The sequence below is a fragment of the Ruegeria arenilitoris genome (genome assembly GCF_013030985.1).
Taxonomy (GTDB): domain Bacteria; phylum Pseudomonadota; class Alphaproteobacteria; order Rhodobacterales; family Rhodobacteraceae; genus Ruegeria; species Ruegeria arenilitoris_B.
In genome coordinates this window covers 879,173-897,163 of the sequence record NZ_WPYP01000001.1, presented here as the reverse complement: position 1 = coordinate 897,163, position 17,991 = coordinate 879,173, and the positions used below count along the sequence as shown (strand labels likewise).

Below are 17,991 nucleotides of genomic sequence, written 5' to 3'. Positions count from 1 at the left end.
TCAGCCCGCGGCTTTCTGAACAGGGCTTTCCGAGTGGCGCGCGGTGCGTGCCGCCGCCAGAATTGCCGAGGAATTCTCGCCCAGATGGCGCAGCAATATCCGTCGCGTTGTCGTGGCGCTGGCCGTGGTTTTCGACAGGCAGATCGCAACCCCGCGCCATCTGTCCGCGTTTTCGTCCGATCCGCGCGTCACAAGGTAAATCCGGCTGTTTTGTGATGCCCGGCTCGACATCAGGATATAGATTTGCCGTCCAGCGCAGGCGGCGATCCCCTGAACCTCGCGGTCATTCGGGGCGGCTCCGGGCATTCCGGGGCGCGGCTCGTATCCGCGCACCAACGTGCATTGAGGCAGCCGGCGCGCGTGAAACAGCCTGTGCCGCGAGGGCTGCGTATCATCCAGCTCGGTTTCGGTGGCATAGTAAAACCCGGCCGGAAACAGGTTCTCGGTCAGCGTTGACGGGCCAGAGCCCAGAAAATCGGTCAGGGCCGAGGCTGCGGGGTGCGAGGGCGCGTGGTCGATCTCGTCCAGTGGCCGCAGCAGAATACGGGCGTCGACCTCGAAAAACCTGCAGATGCGGTCAAGAACATCGGGGCGTGGAAAGCTCTCGCCGGCCAGATATCTGTTGAACTGTGTGCGGTTGATTCCCAGTTGGCGGCAAAGCTCGGACACCGAGCTGTATTGCCGCGCAAGTCGCCTGAGATTGGCACCGAACATCTGGCGGAGTTCGTCCGGGTTACGGATGGAGTTGGTCATGGGCGTCCCAGGTTCTCGCGACTTGTTTCGATATACGCAACATGATCGACCGGCAGGCCGTCAACACGTAGAAATCGTACAGATGACACGAACGGGCGCATCCCAACGCCGCGTCTCACCCCGAGGCTAGCGTTGATTGCCATAAACGCAATAGGCTTTATTTTATTTTGCGTGATCTTTTTCGGCTTTATTGCACCAGACACGGCCAAGGATGGTCAAACCCTGTGCAAGGGCCGGGTTTGCCAAGCCGGAACCCCCCCACCCACGTCGGACTTTTCGACAGGGTGGGGGTAGAACTCATTCGCCGCGCAGCAGGGCCGCGACGCCGGTGCGGGCCACTTCGACCAAGCCCAGCGGGCGCATCAGATCTGCAAAAGCATCAATCTTGTCCGGTACGCCGGTGATTTCAAAGATGAAGGAGTTCAGCGTGCTGTCGACCACGTTGGCGCGGAAGATATCTGCCAGACGCAGCGCCTCGACCCGCTTGTCGCCAGCGCCGACAACCTTGATGATAGCCAGCTCGCGTTCAACTGAGTCACCCTCAACGGTCAGGTCATGCACGTCGTGCACCGGAACGATCCGCCCCAGCTGTGCTTTGATCTGCTCGATCACCTGCGGGGTGCCGGTGGTGACGATGGTGATGCGGCTGAGGTGGCCGGTGTGGTCGACCTCGGCCACGGTCAGGCTTTCGATGTTGTAGCCACGGCCCGAGAACAGGCCGATCACACGGGCCAGAACGCCCGGTTCGTTTTCGACCAGAACCGCGATGGTGTGACGTTCCTGAACGTCCGAAAAGGTGGGCCGTAGGTTATAGGCCGAATGGCGGGTGGAGCCTTTTTTGATATGTAGGGCAGACATTTACGTCCCTTTCATCATCCTTGTGGTGTCGGGCGCGCGCGGCGTCCAACGGTATGTCGTCAAACCAGAACCGAACCTTTGGAGTCGATCACGCCCTGCGTCTCGGCTTCGCCCAGCAGCATCTCGTTATGCGCTTTGCCCGACGGGATCATGGGGAAGCAGTTCTCGTGCTTTTCAACCAGACAGTCAAAGATGACCGGACCGTCATAATTGATCATCTCCATGATCGCATCGTCCAGATCGGCGGGGTCGGAACACAGGATACCCTTGGCGCCGAATGCCTCGGCGAGTTTGACGAAATCGGGCAGGGCCTCGGACCAGGAATGCGAGTACCGCTCACCATGCAGCAGCTCCTGCCACTGCCGGACCATGCCCAGACGTTCGTTGTTCAGGATGAACTGTTTCACCGGCAGGCGGTACTGAACGGCGGTGCCCATCTCCTGCATGTTCATCAGCCACGAGGCCTCACCGGCCACGTTGATCACCAAGGCGTCCGGATGGGCCATCTGCACGCCGATCGAAGCCGGGGTGCCATAGCCCATCGTACCCAGGCCACCCGACGTCATCCAGCGGTTGGGGTCTTCGAAGCCAAGGTATTGCGCGGCCCACATCTGGTGCTGGCCAACCTCGGTGGTGATATAGCGGTCGTGGTTTTTGGTCAGTTCTTCAAGACGTTGCAGCGCGTGTTGCGGTTTGATCGTCTTTTCGCTGGCGGTGTAGGCCAGACAGTTGACCTTGCGCCAGTCGCTGATCTGCGCCTGCCACTTTTTGACGGCCGCTGCATCTGTCTTGCGGCCGCGCGCTTTCCAGACCTTGAGGACATCCTCAAGCACATGGCCCACATCGCCGACAATCGGGATATCAACGCGGATGACCTTGTTGATCGACGACGGATCAATGTCGATATGCACCTTTTTCGAGTTCGGCGAGAACGCGTCGATCCGTCCGGTGATCCGGTCATCGAACCGGGCGCCGATGTTGATCATAAGGTCGCAGTCATGCATCGCCAGGTTGGCTTCATAAAGACCATGCATCCCCAACATGCCCAACCAGTTCTCACCCGATGCCGGGTAGGCGCCCAGCCCCATCAGGGTCGAGGTGATCGGGAAGCCGGTTGCATCAACCAGCTCGCGCAGCAACTGGCTGGCCGCCGGGCCTGAGTTGATGACGCCGCCGCCGGTGTAGAACACGGGCTTTTTCGCCGTCTCTATCGCGGCGACCAGTTCGGTGATCTCTTCCAGATCGCCTTTCAGAACAGGCTGATAATGCGAGGTCGACGGTTTGGGCGGCGAGTATTCGCCCGAGGCAAACTGAACGTCCTTCGGGACGTCGATCAGCACCGGACCGGGACGGCCAGAGGTGGCGACGTGGAATGCCTCGTGCAGCGTCTCGGCCAGCGAGTCCGTGTCTTTCACCAACCAGTTGTGCTTGGTGCAGGGGCGGGTGATACCAACGGTGTCGGCCTCCTGAAACGCGTCCGAACCGATCATGAAGGTCGGAACCTGACCGGTCAGAACAACGATCGGGATCGAATCCAGCAACGCATCGGTCAGGCCGGTCACCGCATTGGTGGCACCGGGGCCGGAGGTCACCAAAGCTACGCCGGGCTTGCCGGTCGACCGGGCATAGCCTTCGGCAGCGTGGATCGCGCCCTGTTCATGCCGCACCAGAATGTGACGGATGTCATTTTGCAGAAAGATCTCATCATAGATCGGTAGCACGGCGCCACCGGGGTATCCGAATACCGTGTCCACGCCCTGATCTTTGAGGGCCTGAACAACCATCTTTGCGCCGGTCATCTCACGTGTCATCTGCTTTGCTCCGTTCGCGACATGTGTCTTGCGTTTTGCCAAAAAAAAGCCCCCGAGATTTTCGGAGGCGCATGGGTTCGATTATGGTTTACCGTTACCGGCCCATGCGCGTGTTTCCTACGATTACGACTAGCGCTTTCATCGCCAGAGGCTCCTCTTTTTGCGTGGAGGGACATTATGAGCGGTGCGACGGGGCGTCAACAGGCAATCGTACCAATTTTGTAACCCCGAGAGCGGATTTTGCGACATTTTATTGCGCAGATTGCCGCAGGTGGGGAATTTCCGCCAATTGCGTTCTGTCGATGGGGTGAGAATCTGAATTTGAACTGGTCAGTTTGCGTCAAGGCAATGTCTTAAACTGACATGAGAGCCTCTGGCGGCTGCGGCACGCTGATCCTAACGATCATAGTTGGGGAGGCGGTTCATGTTGGCGGATTTGGTTGATCTTGGTCGGTACCCTATCGATCGTCCGGGCTCACGCGCATATGACCAGATGGTTACCGACTTGCGGCGGGAACTGGAGGAGGACGGGTGCGCGGTGTTACCGGGATTTGTCCATGAGGCGGGACTTGAGGTGCTGGTCAAGGAGGCTGACGCGGTCGCGCCACAAGCGCACCGGTCTTTCAATCGCACAAACGCCTATTTTACCAAGGATGACCCGAGCTTTGGAATCGGCCACCCAATCCGCCGGTTTTACGACCGGTCGAACGCCTTTGTTCCGGCGGACAACTTTCCCCGAACCGGCCCGCTGCGTCGCATCTATGAGTTCGAGGGCTTCATGCCGTTCATCCGCGACGCTCTGAACGAAAGCGAAGATCGGTTCTTTCGCTATGACGATCCGCTGGCCGACGTGATCATCAACGTAGTGGAAGAGGGGCAGGGGTTCCCCTGGCATTTCGACACCAACAACTACACCGTCACGCTGGCCATCCAGAACGGCGAGACCGGGGGCACCTTTGAATATGTCCCGAACCTGAGAACCGCCGAGGATGAGAATTTCAGGGAAGTGGCATCCATTCTGGACGGCGACAAGTCGCGGGTGCGCGAGCTGGAGTTACAACCTGGCGACCTGCAGATTTTCAAAGGCAGATATGCGCTGCACAGGGTGGCCCCGGTAGAGGGCGGGCGCAGCCGCTATGTCGGGATTTTCTCGTTTGTCGAGGCTGAAGGGATGTGCGGCAGTGTTGAACGCACGCAGCAACTCTATGGGCGGGTGTTGCCGCGTCATCATGAACGGGAAGGACTGAGAAAGGATCAGTTGCTGGACTGAGATGTGTTAGGCTGTGGCCATGTTTTTCAGCGGCCGGAGGGAAAGGTGCCTCAGATTTTGCAGCTTACGCCATTTGTTTTGTGTTCTTCTCTGCAGAAGCAGATTGATTTCTATTGTGACCGGTTGGGGTTTTCCTGCGGGTTCAGGCAGGACAACTACGCGTTCCTGTCTTTGGGTTCTGTGGCCATCCGGTTATTGGAATGCCCGCCGCGCGATGATGGTCGTCCATTGGGAGACGATCAGTCGTTCTATATAGATGTGGACGGGATCGACGAATTGTATGAGAACCTGCACCCGAAGTTGGCAGACTTGCCAGAGGGACGGGTGCGCCCGCCTTTTGATCAGCCTTATCAACAGCGCGAGTTTCACGTTATCGATGAGGACGGCACGCTGGTGTTTTTTGGTCAGGACATCCGCCCGAGAGGGTAGGCCCTCCCGCCCGTTGTCGATGCGCCTGCGGCGCATCTCCGCCGGTTGGGCCGGGCAGCGCGTTCCGCGCTGCGGGTGCGCTTAGAAGCCGGGGCTGGTGCCTTGCAGCACCCCGTGTTCGAGCGCATAACGGGTCAGGCCAGCCGTGGATGAAATTCCCAGCTTGCGTTTGATGTTCTTGCGATGGGTCTCCACCGTGCGCACGGATATTTCCAGCGCCAGGGCGACCTCTTTGTTTGATTTGCCTTGTGCGAGTTCCAGCAGGATCGTCTGCTCGCGCCCCGTCAAGGCTTCGCGTGCGCTGTCCTTTTTGGGTTCCAGCGATCCGCTTGCACCCGTGCACAGGTATTGCTCGCCGCGCATGACGGCGTCGATGGCCTGTTTGATCTCATCCGTCGGGACGTCTTTCAGCACATATCCCTTGGCGCCGTGGCTGAGCGCGGTCGAGATATATTCCGGGCTGTCATGCATCGATAGGATCAGGATGCGGGTGTCTGGCAGGCGTTCGAGGATCATTTCGGTTGCGCTGAGACCACCCAGACCGGGCATGTTCAGGTCCATCAGGATGACATCGGGGGACAGTTCGGTGACCTGATCGACGGCCTCCTGACCGGTGCCGAGCGTGCCGACCACCGTGATTTCGGGATAGCTTTCCAGGATCGACTGAATCCCTTCGGCCACCATCGGGTGATCGTCTACGATGAGAACTCGGACTGTCATGTGCCGGCCTTTCGGTTCGGAGAGGACTCTTCCTGCGGCGGCAGAAGGTGGCTGAGCGGCAGGCTGACCTCGATCACAGTACCACCACGCGGGCCGCGTGATGACAGAATGCGCAGGGTTCCGTCAAGCTGTGCGATCCGTTCTTCCATATTGCGCAACCCGATTCCGGTGCTGGCCTGATCCTGCCCGCTGGGCAAGCCCCGACCGTTGTCGGTGATGCGCATTGTTGCACCTTTCTTGTGGCCGCGCAGGTCAATTGTAACACGCGTGGCACCAGAGTGGCGTTCGATGTTCGTCAGCGCCTCTTGCGCGATCCGGTATAGGGCGATCTTGCTGTCCTGATCCAGCCGGTTTCGGAACACCACCGTTGTGAATTCGGTCTCGATGCCAGTGCGTTCGCGGAAATCGTCGGTCAGCGTTTTCAGGGCAGGGCCGAGGCCCAAATCGTCCAAAACACCGGGGCGCAGGTCGCGGCTGATGCGGCGGACCTCGGTAATCGCGGAGCCGAGGTGATCGATCCCTTTGTCCAGCGGGGCGTGTGCGCCGCTTTCATCCCCACGTTCAAGCCGCCGCCGCGCATTGTCCAATGCGTAACGTACGCCCACAAGAATCTGACTGATCCCGTCATGCAATTCGCGCGCCACGCGACCGCGCTCTTCCTCTTGCGCGTCAAACACGCGCTGGGTCAGTTCCTTGAGTTTGGCATCCGCCAGCCGCCGTTCGCGGACGTTCAGCAACATGCCTGAGGCAAAGACGATCAGCACGGCGGCCAGAGCGATGCCGCCGATATACATGAAGGTGCGCTGCACGCGGGCCTCTACCTCGGCGCGGGCGTTGGCGACGGTGGCCACGATGTCGTCAATAAAAACGCCAGTGCCGACGGCCCATTGCCAGTCCTGCAGGCCGACGACATAGGCGATCATCTGCGCCTCTTCTCCGTTCGAGGGTTTTTGCCACATGAAGCTGTGCCACCCGGCGCCTTGCCGGGCGAGGCTGATGAATTCGTCCACAACCGGAGTTCCGTCGCTGTCCGTCAGGCCCTCCCAGTTGCGGTTGATGAACTGGGTTTGGCGCGGACTGACCAGATTTGTGCCGTCATAATCATAGACAAAAAAGAACCCGTCTTTTCCGTAGATCATGGCCGCAAGGATTTGCGTCACGAGGTTCTTTGCGACGGCGTCATCCGGGGACGCACGGCCATAGATATAGGCAAACCCGTTCCGGGCCTGCGTGACATAGTTCTTCAGCTCTTCTTTCTTGGCCTCGATCAGGCGGCGTTCCAGTGCCTGTATCTCGCTCTCGGCGGTGGCGCGGGATTCATGGGCAACCAGCACCGCAATCGCCGCCACCGCAACGACCAACGGAATTGCGGCGACCAGCGACAGTTTCTGGCCGTAGGTCAGCGAAATCAGGTTGCGAAATCCCCTCATGGTCGAATCGATACGCAAGAGTGCGGGAAAATGCAAAATTTTTGGACATTGGGGTGCAGGGGTTGCCTAAGATGCGGGGTGCGGCAGGGATTTTCCACGGAAATGACCGGTCGCGCTTTAAAAACCCAACCCTCTACGTAGTTGTTGGTATTCACATTCAAAATCCGCAGTTTAAGCTGTCGCGCATTGACAACGACCGCACCCGGATTTCTTCGGGTTTTGAATATGTAGGGGAGGAACACTCATATGGATCGTCGTTCATTTCTGAAAACATCTGCTCTGGGCGGCTCGGCAGCTGCTGCCACCACGCTGGCGGCTCCGGCTTATGCGCAGGGCAAGCGCACGCTGACCATGGTAACCTCGTGGGGCCGTGGTCTGGCCGGTGTTTTCGACAGCGCGCAGCGTTGCGCCGACAGCATCACCGCAATGTCGGACGGAAATCTGACCGTTGACATCAAGGCCGCCGGCGAACTGGTTGGCGCGTTTGAGGTTTTTGACGCCGTGTCGTCGGGCCAAGCTGACATGTATCACGCGGCTGACTACTACTTTGTCGGCCAGCACCCGGGCTATGCCTTCTTCACCGCTGTTCCCTTCGGCATGACCGCTCAGGAAATGGTCAACTGGTACTACCAGGATGGCGGCATGGAGCTGCATGACGAGCTGGGCCAGATCTTCGGCCTCAAGTCGTTCCTAGCCGGTAACACCGGTGCACAGGCAGGTGGCTGGTACTCGAAAGAGATCAACAGCCCCGATGACTTCAACGGTCTGAAATTCCGTATGCCGGGCCTGGGCGGTAAAGCTCTGGGTAAACTGGGCGCGTCGGTGCAGAACATTCCGGGCTCGGAAGTGTATCAGGCGCTGTCCTCGGGCGCGATCGACGGCACCGAGTGGATCGGTCCGTGGGCCGACGAAAAGGCCGGTTTCCAGGAAATCACCAAGGTCTACTACACCGCCGGTTTCCACGAGCCGAATGCGGGTCTGTCGCTGGCAACCAACCGCGACGTATTCGAAAGCCTGACACCTGCTCAGCAAAAGATCATCGAGATCGCTGCAGGCGAATGCCACCAGTGGAACCTGTCGCAATTCCTGGCCAACAACGGTGCCGCACTGCAGCGCCTGCAGTCGGGTGGCGTCAAGGTCATGGAATTCCCGGACAGCGTCTGGGATGCGTTCGGTGCGGCCAGCCAGGAAGTGCTGGACGAGAACATGGGCGACGAGCTGTTCAAGAAGATCCACGACAGCGCAGTGGCGTCCTCGACCTCGTCGGCTGGCTGGCTGGACCTGTCTTCGGGCGTCTACACCACGCAGCGTAACCGCGTACGCGGCTAATCGCAGAAACTATGCTAGACTGGTTTCCCCGCAATAGCGGGGAAACCTTTCCCGTTGCACATGCGCGGTTCGGACAAAGCCGCACATAATAGCAGTGCAACCGATACGACCTGGGGACAACATGCAGGACGAAAACGGTATCTCGTTCTTCGGCGCCCTGTGGAACGGACTGGTGTGGTTCGTTCAGAACATTGCCGAAGCCTTCTATAATTTCGGATACGCCATCACGCATCCGCAACTCTGGCTGAATTGGTCGGACAAAGAAGCCATCATGCGCTTTGTCTATTACGGCGGATCGGTCGAGTTCTTCTTTGTGGTATTCACCCTGTTTCTGGTGCTGACGGCCATCGGGCTCTACTACCGCAGCTTCATGTGGGGGATGGTGCGTGTTCTTGAAGGGTTCGCCAACACGACCGGGCGTTTCTTCGCCTGGGCGGGCCTGCTGATGGTGATCCAGCAAATCGTTATCGTCTTCATGCAACGGGTGTTTGCCCGGCCCGACATGTCCTTTGGTCTGGGCATCCCGTTCAGCCAGGACATCAGTTGGTATGCGGAAGAGCTGAAACTCTATAACGCGATGGTCGTGTGCCTGTGCTGCACCTACACCTTCGTGCAGGGCGGTCACGTGCGGGTCGATCTGATCTATGCCGGGATCAGCCACCGGGCCAAGCGCGTTATCGACATGCTGGGATCGTTGTTGTTCATGATGCCCATCGCGGTGCTGACATGGATGTATGGCTGGTATTTCATGTGGCGGCATCTGATCGTGCCGAAACCCTCGGCCAGTGACGCTCTGGATCGACTGGTCATGAAGGCCCGCGCGCTGCGCTGGAACGTGGAAACCATCGGGTTCAGCCCCAACGGGTTCAACGCCTATTTCCTGTTCAAAATCCTGCTGGTCTGCTTTGCGGCCATGGTGTTCCTGCACGCGATCGCCTTTTTGTACCGGTCGTATCTGGAATACGTGGAAGGACCGGATAGCGTTGGAAAATACCTCGACAAGGACACCCTTGGTGAGGGCGAAGAAGCCTACGAAGGCGCACATTAAGGACGGAGACCAAGACAATGCTATTCGGACTTGATGGCGTCGAGATAGGCCTCATTATCGTATTCTTCTGCCTTTTCGGAGGCATACTCTCGGGCTTTCCGGTGGCTTTTGCCATCGGTGGGGCGGGTATCATCTCGTTCGGGATCATCGCGGCGCTGGACAGTGCCGGGCTGCTGATCCACCAGGCGATTGATACCGGATCACAAGCCTATCGGGACCTGGTCAATTCAGGGGTCAAACCTGACACAGTGTCCACGTTCCGATACCCGGACTTACCCAGGATCGCCGAGCCGGTCTTTGTGCAGGGCTGGGAAACCGCGCTGGACCGCAATGTTTCGTTCATCGTGAACCGTATCAACGAACGCGTTCTTGCCGGTCAATCCATCGAGACCCTGTTGGCCGTGCTGATGTTCGTGCTGATGGGGATCACGCTGGAACGCTCCAAGATCGCCAACGATCTGCTGACCACGATGGCGCGGGTCTTTGGCCCGCTGCCGGGCGGTCTGGCCGTGTCGATTGTGGTTGTGGGTGCGTTTCTGGCGGCCTCTACGGGCATCGTCGGCGCGACGGTGGTGACCATGGGCCTGCTGGCGCTGCCGACCATGTTGCGGAACAACTATTCGCCGGAGCTGGCGACCGGTGTGATTGCAGCCTCGGGCACGCTGGGGCAGATCATTCCGCCCTCGATCGTGATCGTTCTGCTGGGTACGCTGGCCGGTGATCTGTATTCCACCGCGCAGGAAACCCGCGCGGTTGATGCCGGATGTACCGATGCGCTGACCTATCTGGGTGAGCCTGCGGTGGTCTCGGTGGGTACGCTGTTCCAGGCGGCGCTGTTGCCGGGGATTATGCTGGCACTGCTCTATGCGCTCTATGCCTTTGGTTATGCGCTGCTGAATCCCGAAAAGGCCCCGGCGGTCGAGATGTCGGGCGGCGGTGGTGAGCCGATCACTCGCGCCGAAGGTCTGACCTGGTTGCTAGGCGCGCCGGTCGCGCTGATCGTGGGCGCGGTTCTGCTGGGCAGTGCGGGTGTGATTGGCAGCCAGAACATCAATGTGTCCGCCTTCTCGGATATCGGCGCCGGTGCCTCGTTGCGGACCAACGTGTCGGCGGAGTGCAAAGCGTCGATGATCGAGCTGCACGGTCAGTCCGCCTGGGATCAGGCCGTTACCGAGCAAGAGGCCATTGACGCCGCTGGTGGAACTGCGGCTTCCACGCGCCTGAGCGAGGAAGAACTGGCCGCAGCACAGGAAGCCAAGATCGCGGCGGCTGCACCGATCGGCAATGGTGTTGCGGTGGTTGTGGTGCTGCTGGGCCTGACGTTGTTGATGGGCCGCGGTATCGCGCCGTCGAAATCGCCGCAGCCGCTGATCCTCGGGACCATTGGCCTGTTGTTGATGCTGCTTGTGGACTTGGTGCTGATCTCGCCGACGACCTCGTCCGGGGCCACGTTCTTGTTGCTGGCCCTGCCGTTTGCACTGGCCATCTATGGCGCCAAGGAGGCCGCGATCCGGTGTTCCAGCAACGATTTGATCCGGGTGGTCTTCCCACCGCTGGTTCTGATCATCGCGGTGCTGGGTTCGATCCTTGGGGGTGTTACCAACCCGACACCGGCGGCTGCGCTGGGGGCGGGCGGAGCGATCATGCTGGCGGCCTATCGCAAGCTGCAGGATCAGGAACGCTCGGGCAAGGTGATCATCTGGGCGACCTTTGCCGTCATCATCTGTCTGGTGCTGGGCGTGAACTTCGATCTGCGGGTCAATCAGGGCAACGTCACGGTCGAGACCTGGATCGCCTTTGTTCTGGCCTATGCGGCGTATCTGTATGCGTTGTTCGGTCTGATCTACGGCTGCTGGGTCCTGTTCTCCAGCGGGGTGCTGACCCCGGTAGTGCGTGAGACGGCCAAGGTGACCTCGATGGTCTTTACCATTCTGATCGGCTCACAGCTGTTGAACCTCGTGGTGATCTCGTTTGGTGGTGAGCACTATATCCAGCAATTCCTCAAGAGCTTTGACAACGAGTTCACGGTCTTCCTGATCGTGATGCTGGTGCTGTTCATTCTCGGGTTCGTGCTGGACTTCCTCGAGATCATCTACATCGTGATCCCAATTGTGGGGCCGGTGATCTATGGCGGGTCGTTCGATCCGAAATGGGTGACCATCATGGTGGCGGTGAACTTGCAGACCTCGTTCCTGACGCCGCCGTTCGGGTTCGCGTTGTTCTACTTACGAGGGGTCGCGCCCAAAGAAGTGACAACGGGCCATATCTATCGCGGCATCGTGCCCTTTGTGATCATTCAGGTGGTGGGGATCGCGATCCTGTGGTTCTTCCCGTCGATTGTGACCATCGTGCCGGATCTGATCCCGAACTGATCGGCTGCATGACTAGATGGAAAAGGGGGCCGTATGGCCCCCTATGCTTTGGTGTCATGGGGAAGGGGCCAGCCCTTTCTTGGCCTGCGGCCAATTCATCCCCGAGATATTTTTGGCCAGATGAAGGGCGGATCAGGTGAACTGGATCAGGTCCCAGCGATTGCCGAAGGGATCGCGCCAGACGGCCACCGTGCCGTAAGGTTCGTGTCTTGGGTCTTCTTCGAAATGGACGCCTTTGATGCGCATCGCGGCGTGGTCGCGGGCGAAATCATCAGTTTGCAGGAAGAAGCCGACGCGGCCTCCGGTCTGGTTGCCGACGGCGGCGATCTGGTTCGGACCGTCGGCCCGGGCCAGTAAGAGTGATCCGCTTGTCGAACCCGGAGGGGTCACCAGCACCCAGCGCTTGCCGCCGCCCAGATCAATGTCCCGGGTCAGGGTGAAGTTCAGTGTCCGGGTGTAAAACGCAATAGCGGTATCGTAGTCCGGCACCACAAGGGTGACAGCATGGAGGCTTTGTTGCATGAGGGATCACCCTTTTGTCGGGTGGCGGTCGGGCAGTTGGATGCCAGCGACCTGTTCCGCGATCGGGGCTGTTGACAGGGGGTGGTGGTTGGCCTGTGCCAGCGCAGTCGGATTGTCGACGCGGTTCCAATCACCCTGCATATAGGCCTCGAGCCCCGAGAACCGTGCTTTGTAGCCCATCTTGGGGCTGCCGGGCACCCAGTAGCCGAGATAGACATAGGGCAAGCCAGCCTCGCGCGCGATGTCGATGTGATCGAGGATCATATAGGTGCCCAGCGAGCTTTGCGGCTGTTCCGGATCATAGAAGGAATAGACCATGCTCAGCCCGTCATCGAGAACGTCGGTCAGGCTGACAGCTATCAGTTCTCCGGTTTCGGGATCGACATATTCCACCACGCGGCTGCGGATCGGGGTTTCCTCGATCATCGCGGCGAATTCGAACACGTCCATATCGGCCATGCCGCCATCGGCGTGGCGGGTATCCAGATAGCGGCGGAACAGCTCGTATTGCTCATCCGTTGCCCAGGGCGAATTTGCCCGACGCCGCAGGTGGGCGTTGCGCTTGACGGCGCGTTTCTGGCTTTTGCTGGGGTGAAAGGCCGAGACATTGATCCGTGCCGACAGGCAGGCAGCGCAATCGGTGCAGGAGGGGCGGTAGAGCACGTTCTGCGACCGACGAAACCCTTGTTGCGACAGTGAGTTGTTCAGCTGATCGGCCCCTTCGCCCTGCAGGGCGGTGAACAGCTTACGCTCCATCCTGCCCTCAAGATAAGGGCAGGGCTGGGGTGCCGTCACATAGAATTGCGGCGCAATTGGCAGCGTGTGTCGCATGAAGGTCCCGTGTCTCCTGAGACAGGATGATAACAACGGTTCCCTGAGCCGCCAAGTGATTCAGTCGGCTGTTTTTTATGCCCGCTGGTTGATCATCACCGTACCAAGGAACGCATCGGTCAGGCCCTGACAGCGTGCACTGGTCAGCATCATGACGACCGAGACGATCTGGACAACGAAAAACGCCATGCTGACGAAATATCCGGCGGTGTGGGCCACGGCTTTGCCCATGTCCATGCGGGCGCCAAAGGCGTCGCGCAGCTCGATGCCCATGAAGCGCATGCCCGGCGTTGCTGATCCGTTGGCAATTGTGACGACGCGGTAGACGAAACTGATGACGCCATAGATCAGCGGCAGAAAGAACAGCCCCGCGCCGAAGGTCAGGAAAACCGGCACGATGCATAGCAGCGAGATCAAGGCGATATCAAAGAGCCATGCAACAAAGCGTTTGGTTGCCACCGACTGATAGAATTCGGGTTGGCTGTCTGGATCGGGCAGGTGGGTCATTCAGTGTAATCCGCGTCGTTGATTGGGGGTACCCTGTCCCGAAAGGTGGGACAGGGCAAGGTTGGATCAGGCGCGCTCGCCGTTTTCGGCCTCATCGTGGTTTTCGCGGGCACGTTCGTCCATGAACTGGTCGAACTCGGCCTTGTCCTTGGCTTCGCGCAGACGGCGCAGGAAGGCTTCGAAATCCTGCTGCTCGCGTTCCAGTCGGGCCAGGGTGTCGGCCTTGTAGGTGTCAAACGCGCTGTTGCCCGAGGGTTTCATGGCGCTCATGTGGCTGTGCCAGGATTTGCGGCGGCTGCAGGATTTGCTGAACATGCGTTTGCTCCAGATCATGTAGGCCAGAAGGGCAAGGCCTACGGGCCAGAAAAAGATGAACCCAAGGACCATGGCGGCGATCCAGGCCCCTTTGCCCTTGTCATCCATCCAGGCTTCGGCACGGTAGAACCATCCCGGGTTTTCAGGGACGGCGTGGTCGGATAGTGCAGTCATTGTTGGTCTCCGGGGTTTATGTAAATCGTTTTCACATTGATAAGATGGGGAGCGTGCGCCCGGTTGCAAGGGGTCGATGTGAAAAAGATTTACATTGGGTGTGTTGGCGCGTTCTCTGGTTGACCTCACCCCGGATCAGGCGCAGGTTTCGCACATGCAAAATACTGACAACACGACCCCTCCGGCGCTGGACGAAATTCTCACTCTGGAAAAGCAGGTTTGGGCTGCTCTGGTCGAAGGCAATGCCTCGACTGACCGGGCGCTGCTGAGCGCGGATTTTCTGGGGGTGTACCCCACCGGTTTTGCCAATCGCGACGATCATGTCGGGCAGTTTGCCGATGCGCCGACCATGGCCCGGTATGAACTGAGCGAGACGAAATTGCGGATTCTGACCCGGGATATCGTGTTGCTGACCTATCGTGCGGATTTTCAGCGCCCCGGCTCAGAGGCGTGGGAGGCGATGCTGATCTCGTCCCTGTGGGAGCGCCGCCTGGACGTCTGGGTCAACAGTTTCAGCCAAGATACCCCGTTGGAGGCCCAATGACCGGCCCGATGACCATCCACCGCCTTCCGCGCGCTTTCGACACCTCTTTGGGCGAGGAGGCGCTGGCGGCGGTTTCTGACATCACGCCCGAACAGGGTGAGTTGATCGCGGGGGCAGCAGGGTCCAGCCCCTATCTGAAGGGGCTGATCGAGCGCGAACGTGAGTGGCTGCCGCAGGCCTTGCAGCAACCGGATCAGGCGCTGTCCGATGTCATGGATGCGGCCAAAGCTCTCCCACCGGATCAGTTGAAACCGGGGTTGCGACAGGCAAAACGGCAAATGGCGCTTTTGACCGCGCTGGCCGATCTGGCCGGTGCGTGGCCGTTGGAGAAGGTGACTGCGGCGCTGACCGATTTCGGCGCGTTGGCGGCGGATGTGGCGGCAAAGGCCGAGATCGCAGCGCTGATCCGGCGCGGCAAACTGCCGGGTATGGGACCGGATGATGTCGAAACCGCTGCCGGGATGATCATTCTGGCGATGGGCAAGATGGGTGCGTATGAGCTGAACTACAGCTCGGATATCGACCTGATCGTGCTGTTCGATGAAACCCGCTTTGATCCGGATGATTTTTACGACGCACGGCACGGCATGGTACGGGCGACGCGCAACTTCTGCGCCACGCTCAGCGACAAGACCGCCGATGGCTATGTGTTCCGCACCGACTTGCGCTTGCGCCCCGATCCGGCGGTGACCCCGGTCTGCATGGCCGCTGAGGCGGCCGAACGGTATTACGAAAGCCTTGGCCGCACATGGGAGCGCGCCGCCTATATCAAGGCGCGCCCCTGTGCCGGTGATTTGGCCGCCGGGCAGCGTTTCCTTGACACTCTGCGCCCCTTTGTCTGGCGCAGGCATCTGGATTTTGCCGCCATTCAGGACGCCCACGACATGCGCCTGCGCATTCGTGAGAACAAGGGCACAGGTGGCACGCTGGCTATTCCGGGCCATGACATGAAACTGGGGCAGGGCGGCATCCGTGAGATCGAGTTCTTCACCCAGACCCGCCAGCTGATCGCCGGGGGCCGCGACCCCGATCTGCGCGTTCGCGGCACCGTACCCGGTCTGGCAGCGCTGGCCGAAAAAGGCTGGGTGCCGCAGGAGGTCGCCGACAAGCTGACCGACCATTACCGCGCCCATCGCGAGGTCGAACACCGCATTCAGATGGTCCACGACTCGCAAACCCACAAGGTGCCTCAATCGCAGGACGGGATCGACCGCGTCGCATGTCTGATGGGCATCGACAGCGCCGAGCTGACCGCCGAGCTGACCCGCCGCCTGACCGAGGTGCATGAGCTGACCGAAGGGTTCTTCGCCCCCGGCTCCTCGACCCCGGCACCGGTGAAAGAGGCTGAGTTCGACCAAAGCGTTCTGGCGCGCTGGCCCACCTATCCGGCGCTGCGCTCGCAACGGGGCGCGCGGATATTCGAGCGGCTCAAGCCCGAGCTGCTCTCGCGCCTGTCGAAAACCGCAAAACCGGATGAGGCGCTGCTGGCACTGGACGGGTTTCTCTCCGGTCTGCCCGCCGGGGTGCAGCTGTTTTCACTGTTCGAGGCCAACCCGCACCTGATCGACCTGCTGGTTGATATCGTAGGCACTTCGCACGCGCTGGCCGGGCATCTGTCGCGCAATGCTGCCGTGTTCGATGCGGTGATCGGTGGCAGTTTCTTTAATGACTGGCCAGGGCAAACGGTTTTGCAGGCCGAGCTGTCACAGGCGCTGGAGCAGGAGGCGGACTATGAAACACAGCTCGACTACGCCCGCCGCTGGTGCAAGGAATGGCATTTCCGCATCGGGGTTCACCACCTGCGCGGTTTGATCGACGGGGCGCAGGCCGGGCAGCAATATGCCGAACTGGCCCGCGCGGTGATTGCCGCGATCCTGCCCTGCGTGACCGAGCAGTTCGCCAAGAAGCACGGGCCTGCACCGGGACGTGGCGCAGCAGTGCTGGGTATGGGCTCGATCGGGGCTGGGCGGATCAACTCGCAGTCCGATCTCGACATGATCGTGATCTACGACCCGCAGGATCAGGACATGTCCGCCGGTCCGCGCCCTCTGGCCACGCGCACTTACTACGCCCGGTTCACGCAGGCGCTGATCACCGCGCTGTCGGCGCCGATGTCCCAGGGGCGGCTCTATGAGGTCGACATGCGCCTGCGCCCCTCAGGAAATCAGGGGCCTGTTGCGACCAGTTGGGCCAGCTTTACCAACTATCAGCGGAACGAAGCCTGGGTGTGGGAGCATCTGGCCCTCACTCGCGCCCGCGTGGTGGCCGGAGACGCTGGGCTGGCGCAGGATATCGAAACCTTCCGCGCCGATTTCCTGAACCAGCCCGAAGACCGCGAAAAAGTCCTGCGCCAGGTGGCCGAGATGCGTGCCCGTCTGGCGGCAGCCAAATCTCCGGCCGGGATATGGGATGCCAAGAATGGCGCGGGCCGGATGATGGATATCGAACTGGTGGCCGAAACCGGAGCGCTGTTGTCGGGAGTTGCGCAGCGTGACGTGAAGTCCGGGCTGGATGGTGCTGTCGCTGCCGGATTACTGGACGTCGCTCAGGCACAGACGCTCAAGGACTGCTACGATCTATGCTGGTCGGTGCAATGCGCGGCCCGTCTGCTGTCTGGGAAAGTGATCGAGGCCGACAAGATCGGTGACGCCGGTGCGGCCTTCCTGTGCCGCGCCACCGGGTTCGAACAGGTCGAACAGCTTCAGGCCGCCTTGCAGGAGAGTTATACCACTGCCGCTGGGATCATCGGCAGCGTGATCAAGGAGGGGAAAGATGCCGCGCAGTGACGATCCGAATGATCACAAGGGCCTGATCCGAGAGGCCTATCGCATTGAAGGCATCACGCTGCCCGAATGCCGCAGCATCTTTCTGGACTGGGCGCTGAGCCTTCCGGCAGAACGCGACCAAAAGCAGGCTCTGACCGAGCTGCACGCGACCTACGCCGTTCAGGACGCTGACCACCCGATGACTCAGGTATTGGCTGAGGGGTTGCAATCGGCGCAGGCACCGAAACGGCGCGGCGGGTGGCGATCCCGGCCCCGCTAGGGCTTTCCCACCGGCGCGTTCGCCACTATGAGG

17 protein-coding genes are annotated in these 17,991 nt (G+C 60.2%); 8 read left to right on the top strand and 9 right to left on the bottom strand.

Going from position 1 to position 17,991, the window contains the following annotated elements; translation table 11 throughout:
- The 3 genes from GOX88_RS04435 to GOX88_RS04425 all read right to left on the bottom strand — a co-directional run bounded on the left by GOX88_RS04435 (nucleotide 1) and on the right by GOX88_RS04425 (nucleotide 3,422).
- On the bottom strand, nucleotides 1-753 hold the full coding sequence (locus tag GOX88_RS04435; protein ID WP_254436143.1) for a helix-turn-helix domain-containing protein: 753 nt from the start codon (nucleotides 751-753) through the stop codon (nucleotides 1-3).
- Between the two features lie 297 nt (nucleotides 754-1,050).
- Nucleotides 1,051-1,611 (bottom strand): acetolactate synthase small subunit, encoded by a 561-nt coding sequence (ilvN, locus tag GOX88_RS04430; protein WP_170399684.1) that lies wholly within the window; start codon nucleotides 1,609-1,611, stop codon nucleotides 1,051-1,053.
- A 59-nt stretch (nucleotides 1,612-1,670) separates the two neighbouring features.
- Nucleotides 1,671-3,422 (bottom strand): acetolactate synthase 3 large subunit, encoded by a 1,752-nt coding sequence (locus GOX88_RS04425; RefSeq protein WP_170399681.1) that lies wholly within the window; start codon nucleotides 3,420-3,422, stop codon nucleotides 1,671-1,673.
- Nucleotides 3,423-3,846: 424 nt separating this feature from the next.
- Between GOX88_RS04425 and GOX88_RS04420 the strand changes: the two genes are divergently transcribed.
- Nucleotides 3,847-4,692, top strand: coding sequence for a HalD/BesD family halogenase (locus GOX88_RS04420; protein ID WP_170399679.1), 846 nt, complete (start codon nucleotides 3,847-3,849; stop codon nucleotides 4,690-4,692).
- 45 nt (nucleotides 4,693-4,737) lie between these two features.
- Nucleotides 4,738-5,121, top strand: coding sequence for a bleomycin resistance protein (locus GOX88_RS04415; protein ID WP_170399677.1), 384 nt, complete (start codon nucleotides 4,738-4,740; stop codon nucleotides 5,119-5,121).
- Nucleotides 5,122-5,202: 81 nt separating this feature from the next.
- On the opposite strand, the gene GOX88_RS04410 is transcribed toward GOX88_RS04415, so the two are convergent.
- Together GOX88_RS04410 and GOX88_RS04405 are read right to left on the bottom strand one after the other, a co-directional pair.
- Nucleotides 5,203-5,841, bottom strand: coding sequence for a response regulator transcription factor (locus GOX88_RS04410; protein ID WP_170399674.1), 639 nt, complete (start codon nucleotides 5,839-5,841; stop codon nucleotides 5,203-5,205).
- A complete protein-coding gene (locus GOX88_RS04405) occupies nucleotides 5,838-7,271 on the bottom strand; it encodes a cache domain-containing protein (RefSeq protein WP_170399671.1) in 1,434 nt (477 codons plus the stop codon). The genes GOX88_RS04410 and GOX88_RS04405 overlap by 4 nt, the downstream gene beginning before the upstream one ends.
- Before the next feature lie 246 nt (nucleotides 7,272-7,517).
- On the opposite strand from GOX88_RS04405, the gene GOX88_RS04400 reads away from it, so the two are divergent.
- From GOX88_RS04400 to GOX88_RS04390, 3 genes are all read left to right on the top strand, one after another.
- Nucleotides 7,518-8,600 carry a TRAP transporter substrate-binding protein gene (locus GOX88_RS04400; protein ID WP_170399668.1) on the top strand — a complete coding sequence of 361 codons (1,083 nt, stop codon included), beginning with the start codon at nucleotides 7,518-7,520 and terminating at the stop codon, nucleotides 8,598-8,600.
- A gap of 121 nt (nucleotides 8,601-8,721) precedes the next feature.
- On the top strand, nucleotides 8,722-9,648 hold the full coding sequence (locus GOX88_RS04395; protein ID WP_170399665.1) for a TRAP transporter small permease subunit: 927 nt from the start codon (nucleotides 8,722-8,724) through the stop codon (nucleotides 9,646-9,648).
- A gap of 17 nt (nucleotides 9,649-9,665) precedes the next feature.
- Entirely contained in the window at nucleotides 9,666-12,020 is a 2,355-nt protein-coding gene (locus tag GOX88_RS04390; RefSeq protein WP_170399662.1) for a TRAP transporter large permease subunit, read from the top strand.
- A 132-nt stretch (nucleotides 12,021-12,152) separates the two neighbouring features.
- Here GOX88_RS04390 and GOX88_RS04385 read toward each other — a convergent pair whose 3' ends face one another.
- The 4 genes from GOX88_RS04385 to GOX88_RS04370 form a co-directional block, all read right to left on the bottom strand.
- Complete coding sequence (locus tag GOX88_RS04385) at nucleotides 12,153-12,542, bottom strand: VOC family protein (protein WP_170399659.1); 390 nt, start codon at nucleotides 12,540-12,542, stop codon at nucleotides 12,153-12,155.
- 6 nt (nucleotides 12,543-12,548) lie between these two features.
- On the bottom strand, nucleotides 12,549-13,373 hold the full coding sequence (locus GOX88_RS04380; RefSeq protein WP_170399657.1) for an arginyltransferase: 825 nt from the start codon (nucleotides 13,371-13,373) through the stop codon (nucleotides 12,549-12,551).
- Nucleotides 13,374-13,448: 75 nt separating this feature from the next.
- Nucleotides 13,449-13,880 (bottom strand): RDD family protein, encoded by a 432-nt coding sequence (locus tag GOX88_RS04375; protein WP_170399654.1) that lies wholly within the window; start codon nucleotides 13,878-13,880, stop codon nucleotides 13,449-13,451.
- Nucleotides 13,881-13,946: 66 nt separating this feature from the next.
- Complete coding sequence (locus tag GOX88_RS04370) at nucleotides 13,947-14,369, bottom strand: DUF2852 domain-containing protein (RefSeq protein WP_170399651.1); 423 nt, start codon at nucleotides 14,367-14,369, stop codon at nucleotides 13,947-13,949.
- Nucleotides 14,370-14,523: 154 nt separating this feature from the next.
- On the opposite strand from GOX88_RS04370, the gene GOX88_RS04365 reads away from it, so the two are divergent.
- The 3 genes from GOX88_RS04365 to GOX88_RS04355 are packed head-to-tail and all read left to right on the top strand — an operon-like array spanning nucleotide 14,524 to nucleotide 17,958.
- Nucleotides 14,524-14,913, top strand: a complete 390-nt coding sequence (locus GOX88_RS04365; RefSeq protein ID WP_254443273.1) for a nuclear transport factor 2 family protein — start codon at nucleotides 14,524-14,526, stop codon at nucleotides 14,911-14,913.
- Nucleotides 14,910-17,699: a glutamine-synthetase adenylyltransferase gene (locus GOX88_RS04360; protein WP_170399648.1), complete on the top strand. Its 2,790-nt coding sequence runs from the start codon at nucleotides 14,910-14,912 to the stop codon at nucleotides 17,697-17,699. The genes GOX88_RS04365 and GOX88_RS04360 overlap by 4 nt, the downstream gene beginning before the upstream one ends.
- A complete protein-coding gene (locus GOX88_RS04355) occupies nucleotides 17,686-17,958 on the top strand; it encodes a hypothetical protein (protein ID WP_170399645.1) in 273 nt (90 codons plus the stop codon). Before GOX88_RS04360 ends, GOX88_RS04355 begins: the two co-directional genes overlap by 14 nt.
- The last annotated feature ends 33 nt before the right edge of the window (nucleotides 17,959-17,991 follow it).

What these genes read in the sequence shown, in the direction of transcription:
- GOX88_RS04355 (WP_170399645.1), top strand. Translation starts at nt 17,686, where the DNA reads ATGCCGCGCAGTGACGATCCGAATGATCACAAGGGCCTGATCCGAGAG.
- GOX88_RS04435 (WP_254436143.1), bottom strand. Translation starts at nt 753, where the DNA reads ATGACCAACTCCATCCGTAACCCGGACGAACTCCGCCAGATGTTCGGT.
- GOX88_RS04375 (WP_170399654.1), bottom strand. Translation starts at nt 13,880, where the DNA reads ATGACCCACCTGCCCGATCCAGACAGCCAACCCGAATTCTATCAGTCG.
- GOX88_RS04370 (WP_170399651.1), bottom strand. Translation starts at nt 14,369, where the DNA reads ATGACTGCACTATCCGACCACGCCGTCCCTGAAAACCCGGGATGGTTC.
- GOX88_RS04360 (WP_170399648.1), top strand. Translation starts at nt 14,910, where the DNA reads ATGACCGGCCCGATGACCATCCACCGCCTTCCGCGCGCTTTCGACACC.
- GOX88_RS04395 (WP_170399665.1), top strand. Translation starts at nt 8,722, where the DNA reads ATGCAGGACGAAAACGGTATCTCGTTCTTCGGCGCCCTGTGGAACGGA.
- GOX88_RS04405 (WP_170399671.1), bottom strand. Translation starts at nt 7,271, where the DNA reads ATGAGGGGATTTCGCAACCTGATTTCGCTGACCTACGGCCAGAAACTG.
- ilvN (WP_170399684.1), bottom strand. Translation starts at nt 1,611, where the DNA reads ATGTCTGCCCTACATATCAAAAAAGGCTCCACCCGCCATTCGGCCTAT.
- GOX88_RS04425 (WP_170399681.1), bottom strand. Translation starts at nt 3,422, where the DNA reads ATGACACGTGAGATGACCGGCGCAAAGATGGTTGTTCAGGCCCTCAAA.
- GOX88_RS04410 (WP_170399674.1), bottom strand. Translation starts at nt 5,841, where the DNA reads ATGACAGTCCGAGTTCTCATCGTAGACGATCACCCGATGGTGGCCGAA.
- GOX88_RS04420 (WP_170399679.1), top strand. Translation starts at nt 3,847, where the DNA reads ATGTTGGCGGATTTGGTTGATCTTGGTCGGTACCCTATCGATCGTCCG.
- GOX88_RS04365 (WP_254443273.1), top strand. Translation starts at nt 14,524, where the DNA reads ATGCAAAATACTGACAACACGACCCCTCCGGCGCTGGACGAAATTCTC.
- GOX88_RS04400 (WP_170399668.1), top strand. Translation starts at nt 7,518, where the DNA reads ATGGATCGTCGTTCATTTCTGAAAACATCTGCTCTGGGCGGCTCGGCA.
- GOX88_RS04390 (WP_170399662.1), top strand. Translation starts at nt 9,666, where the DNA reads ATGCTATTCGGACTTGATGGCGTCGAGATAGGCCTCATTATCGTATTC.
- GOX88_RS04380 (WP_170399657.1), bottom strand. Translation starts at nt 13,373, where the DNA reads ATGCGACACACGCTGCCAATTGCGCCGCAATTCTATGTGACGGCACCC.
- GOX88_RS04385 (WP_170399659.1), bottom strand. Translation starts at nt 12,542, where the DNA reads ATGCAACAAAGCCTCCATGCTGTCACCCTTGTGGTGCCGGACTACGAT.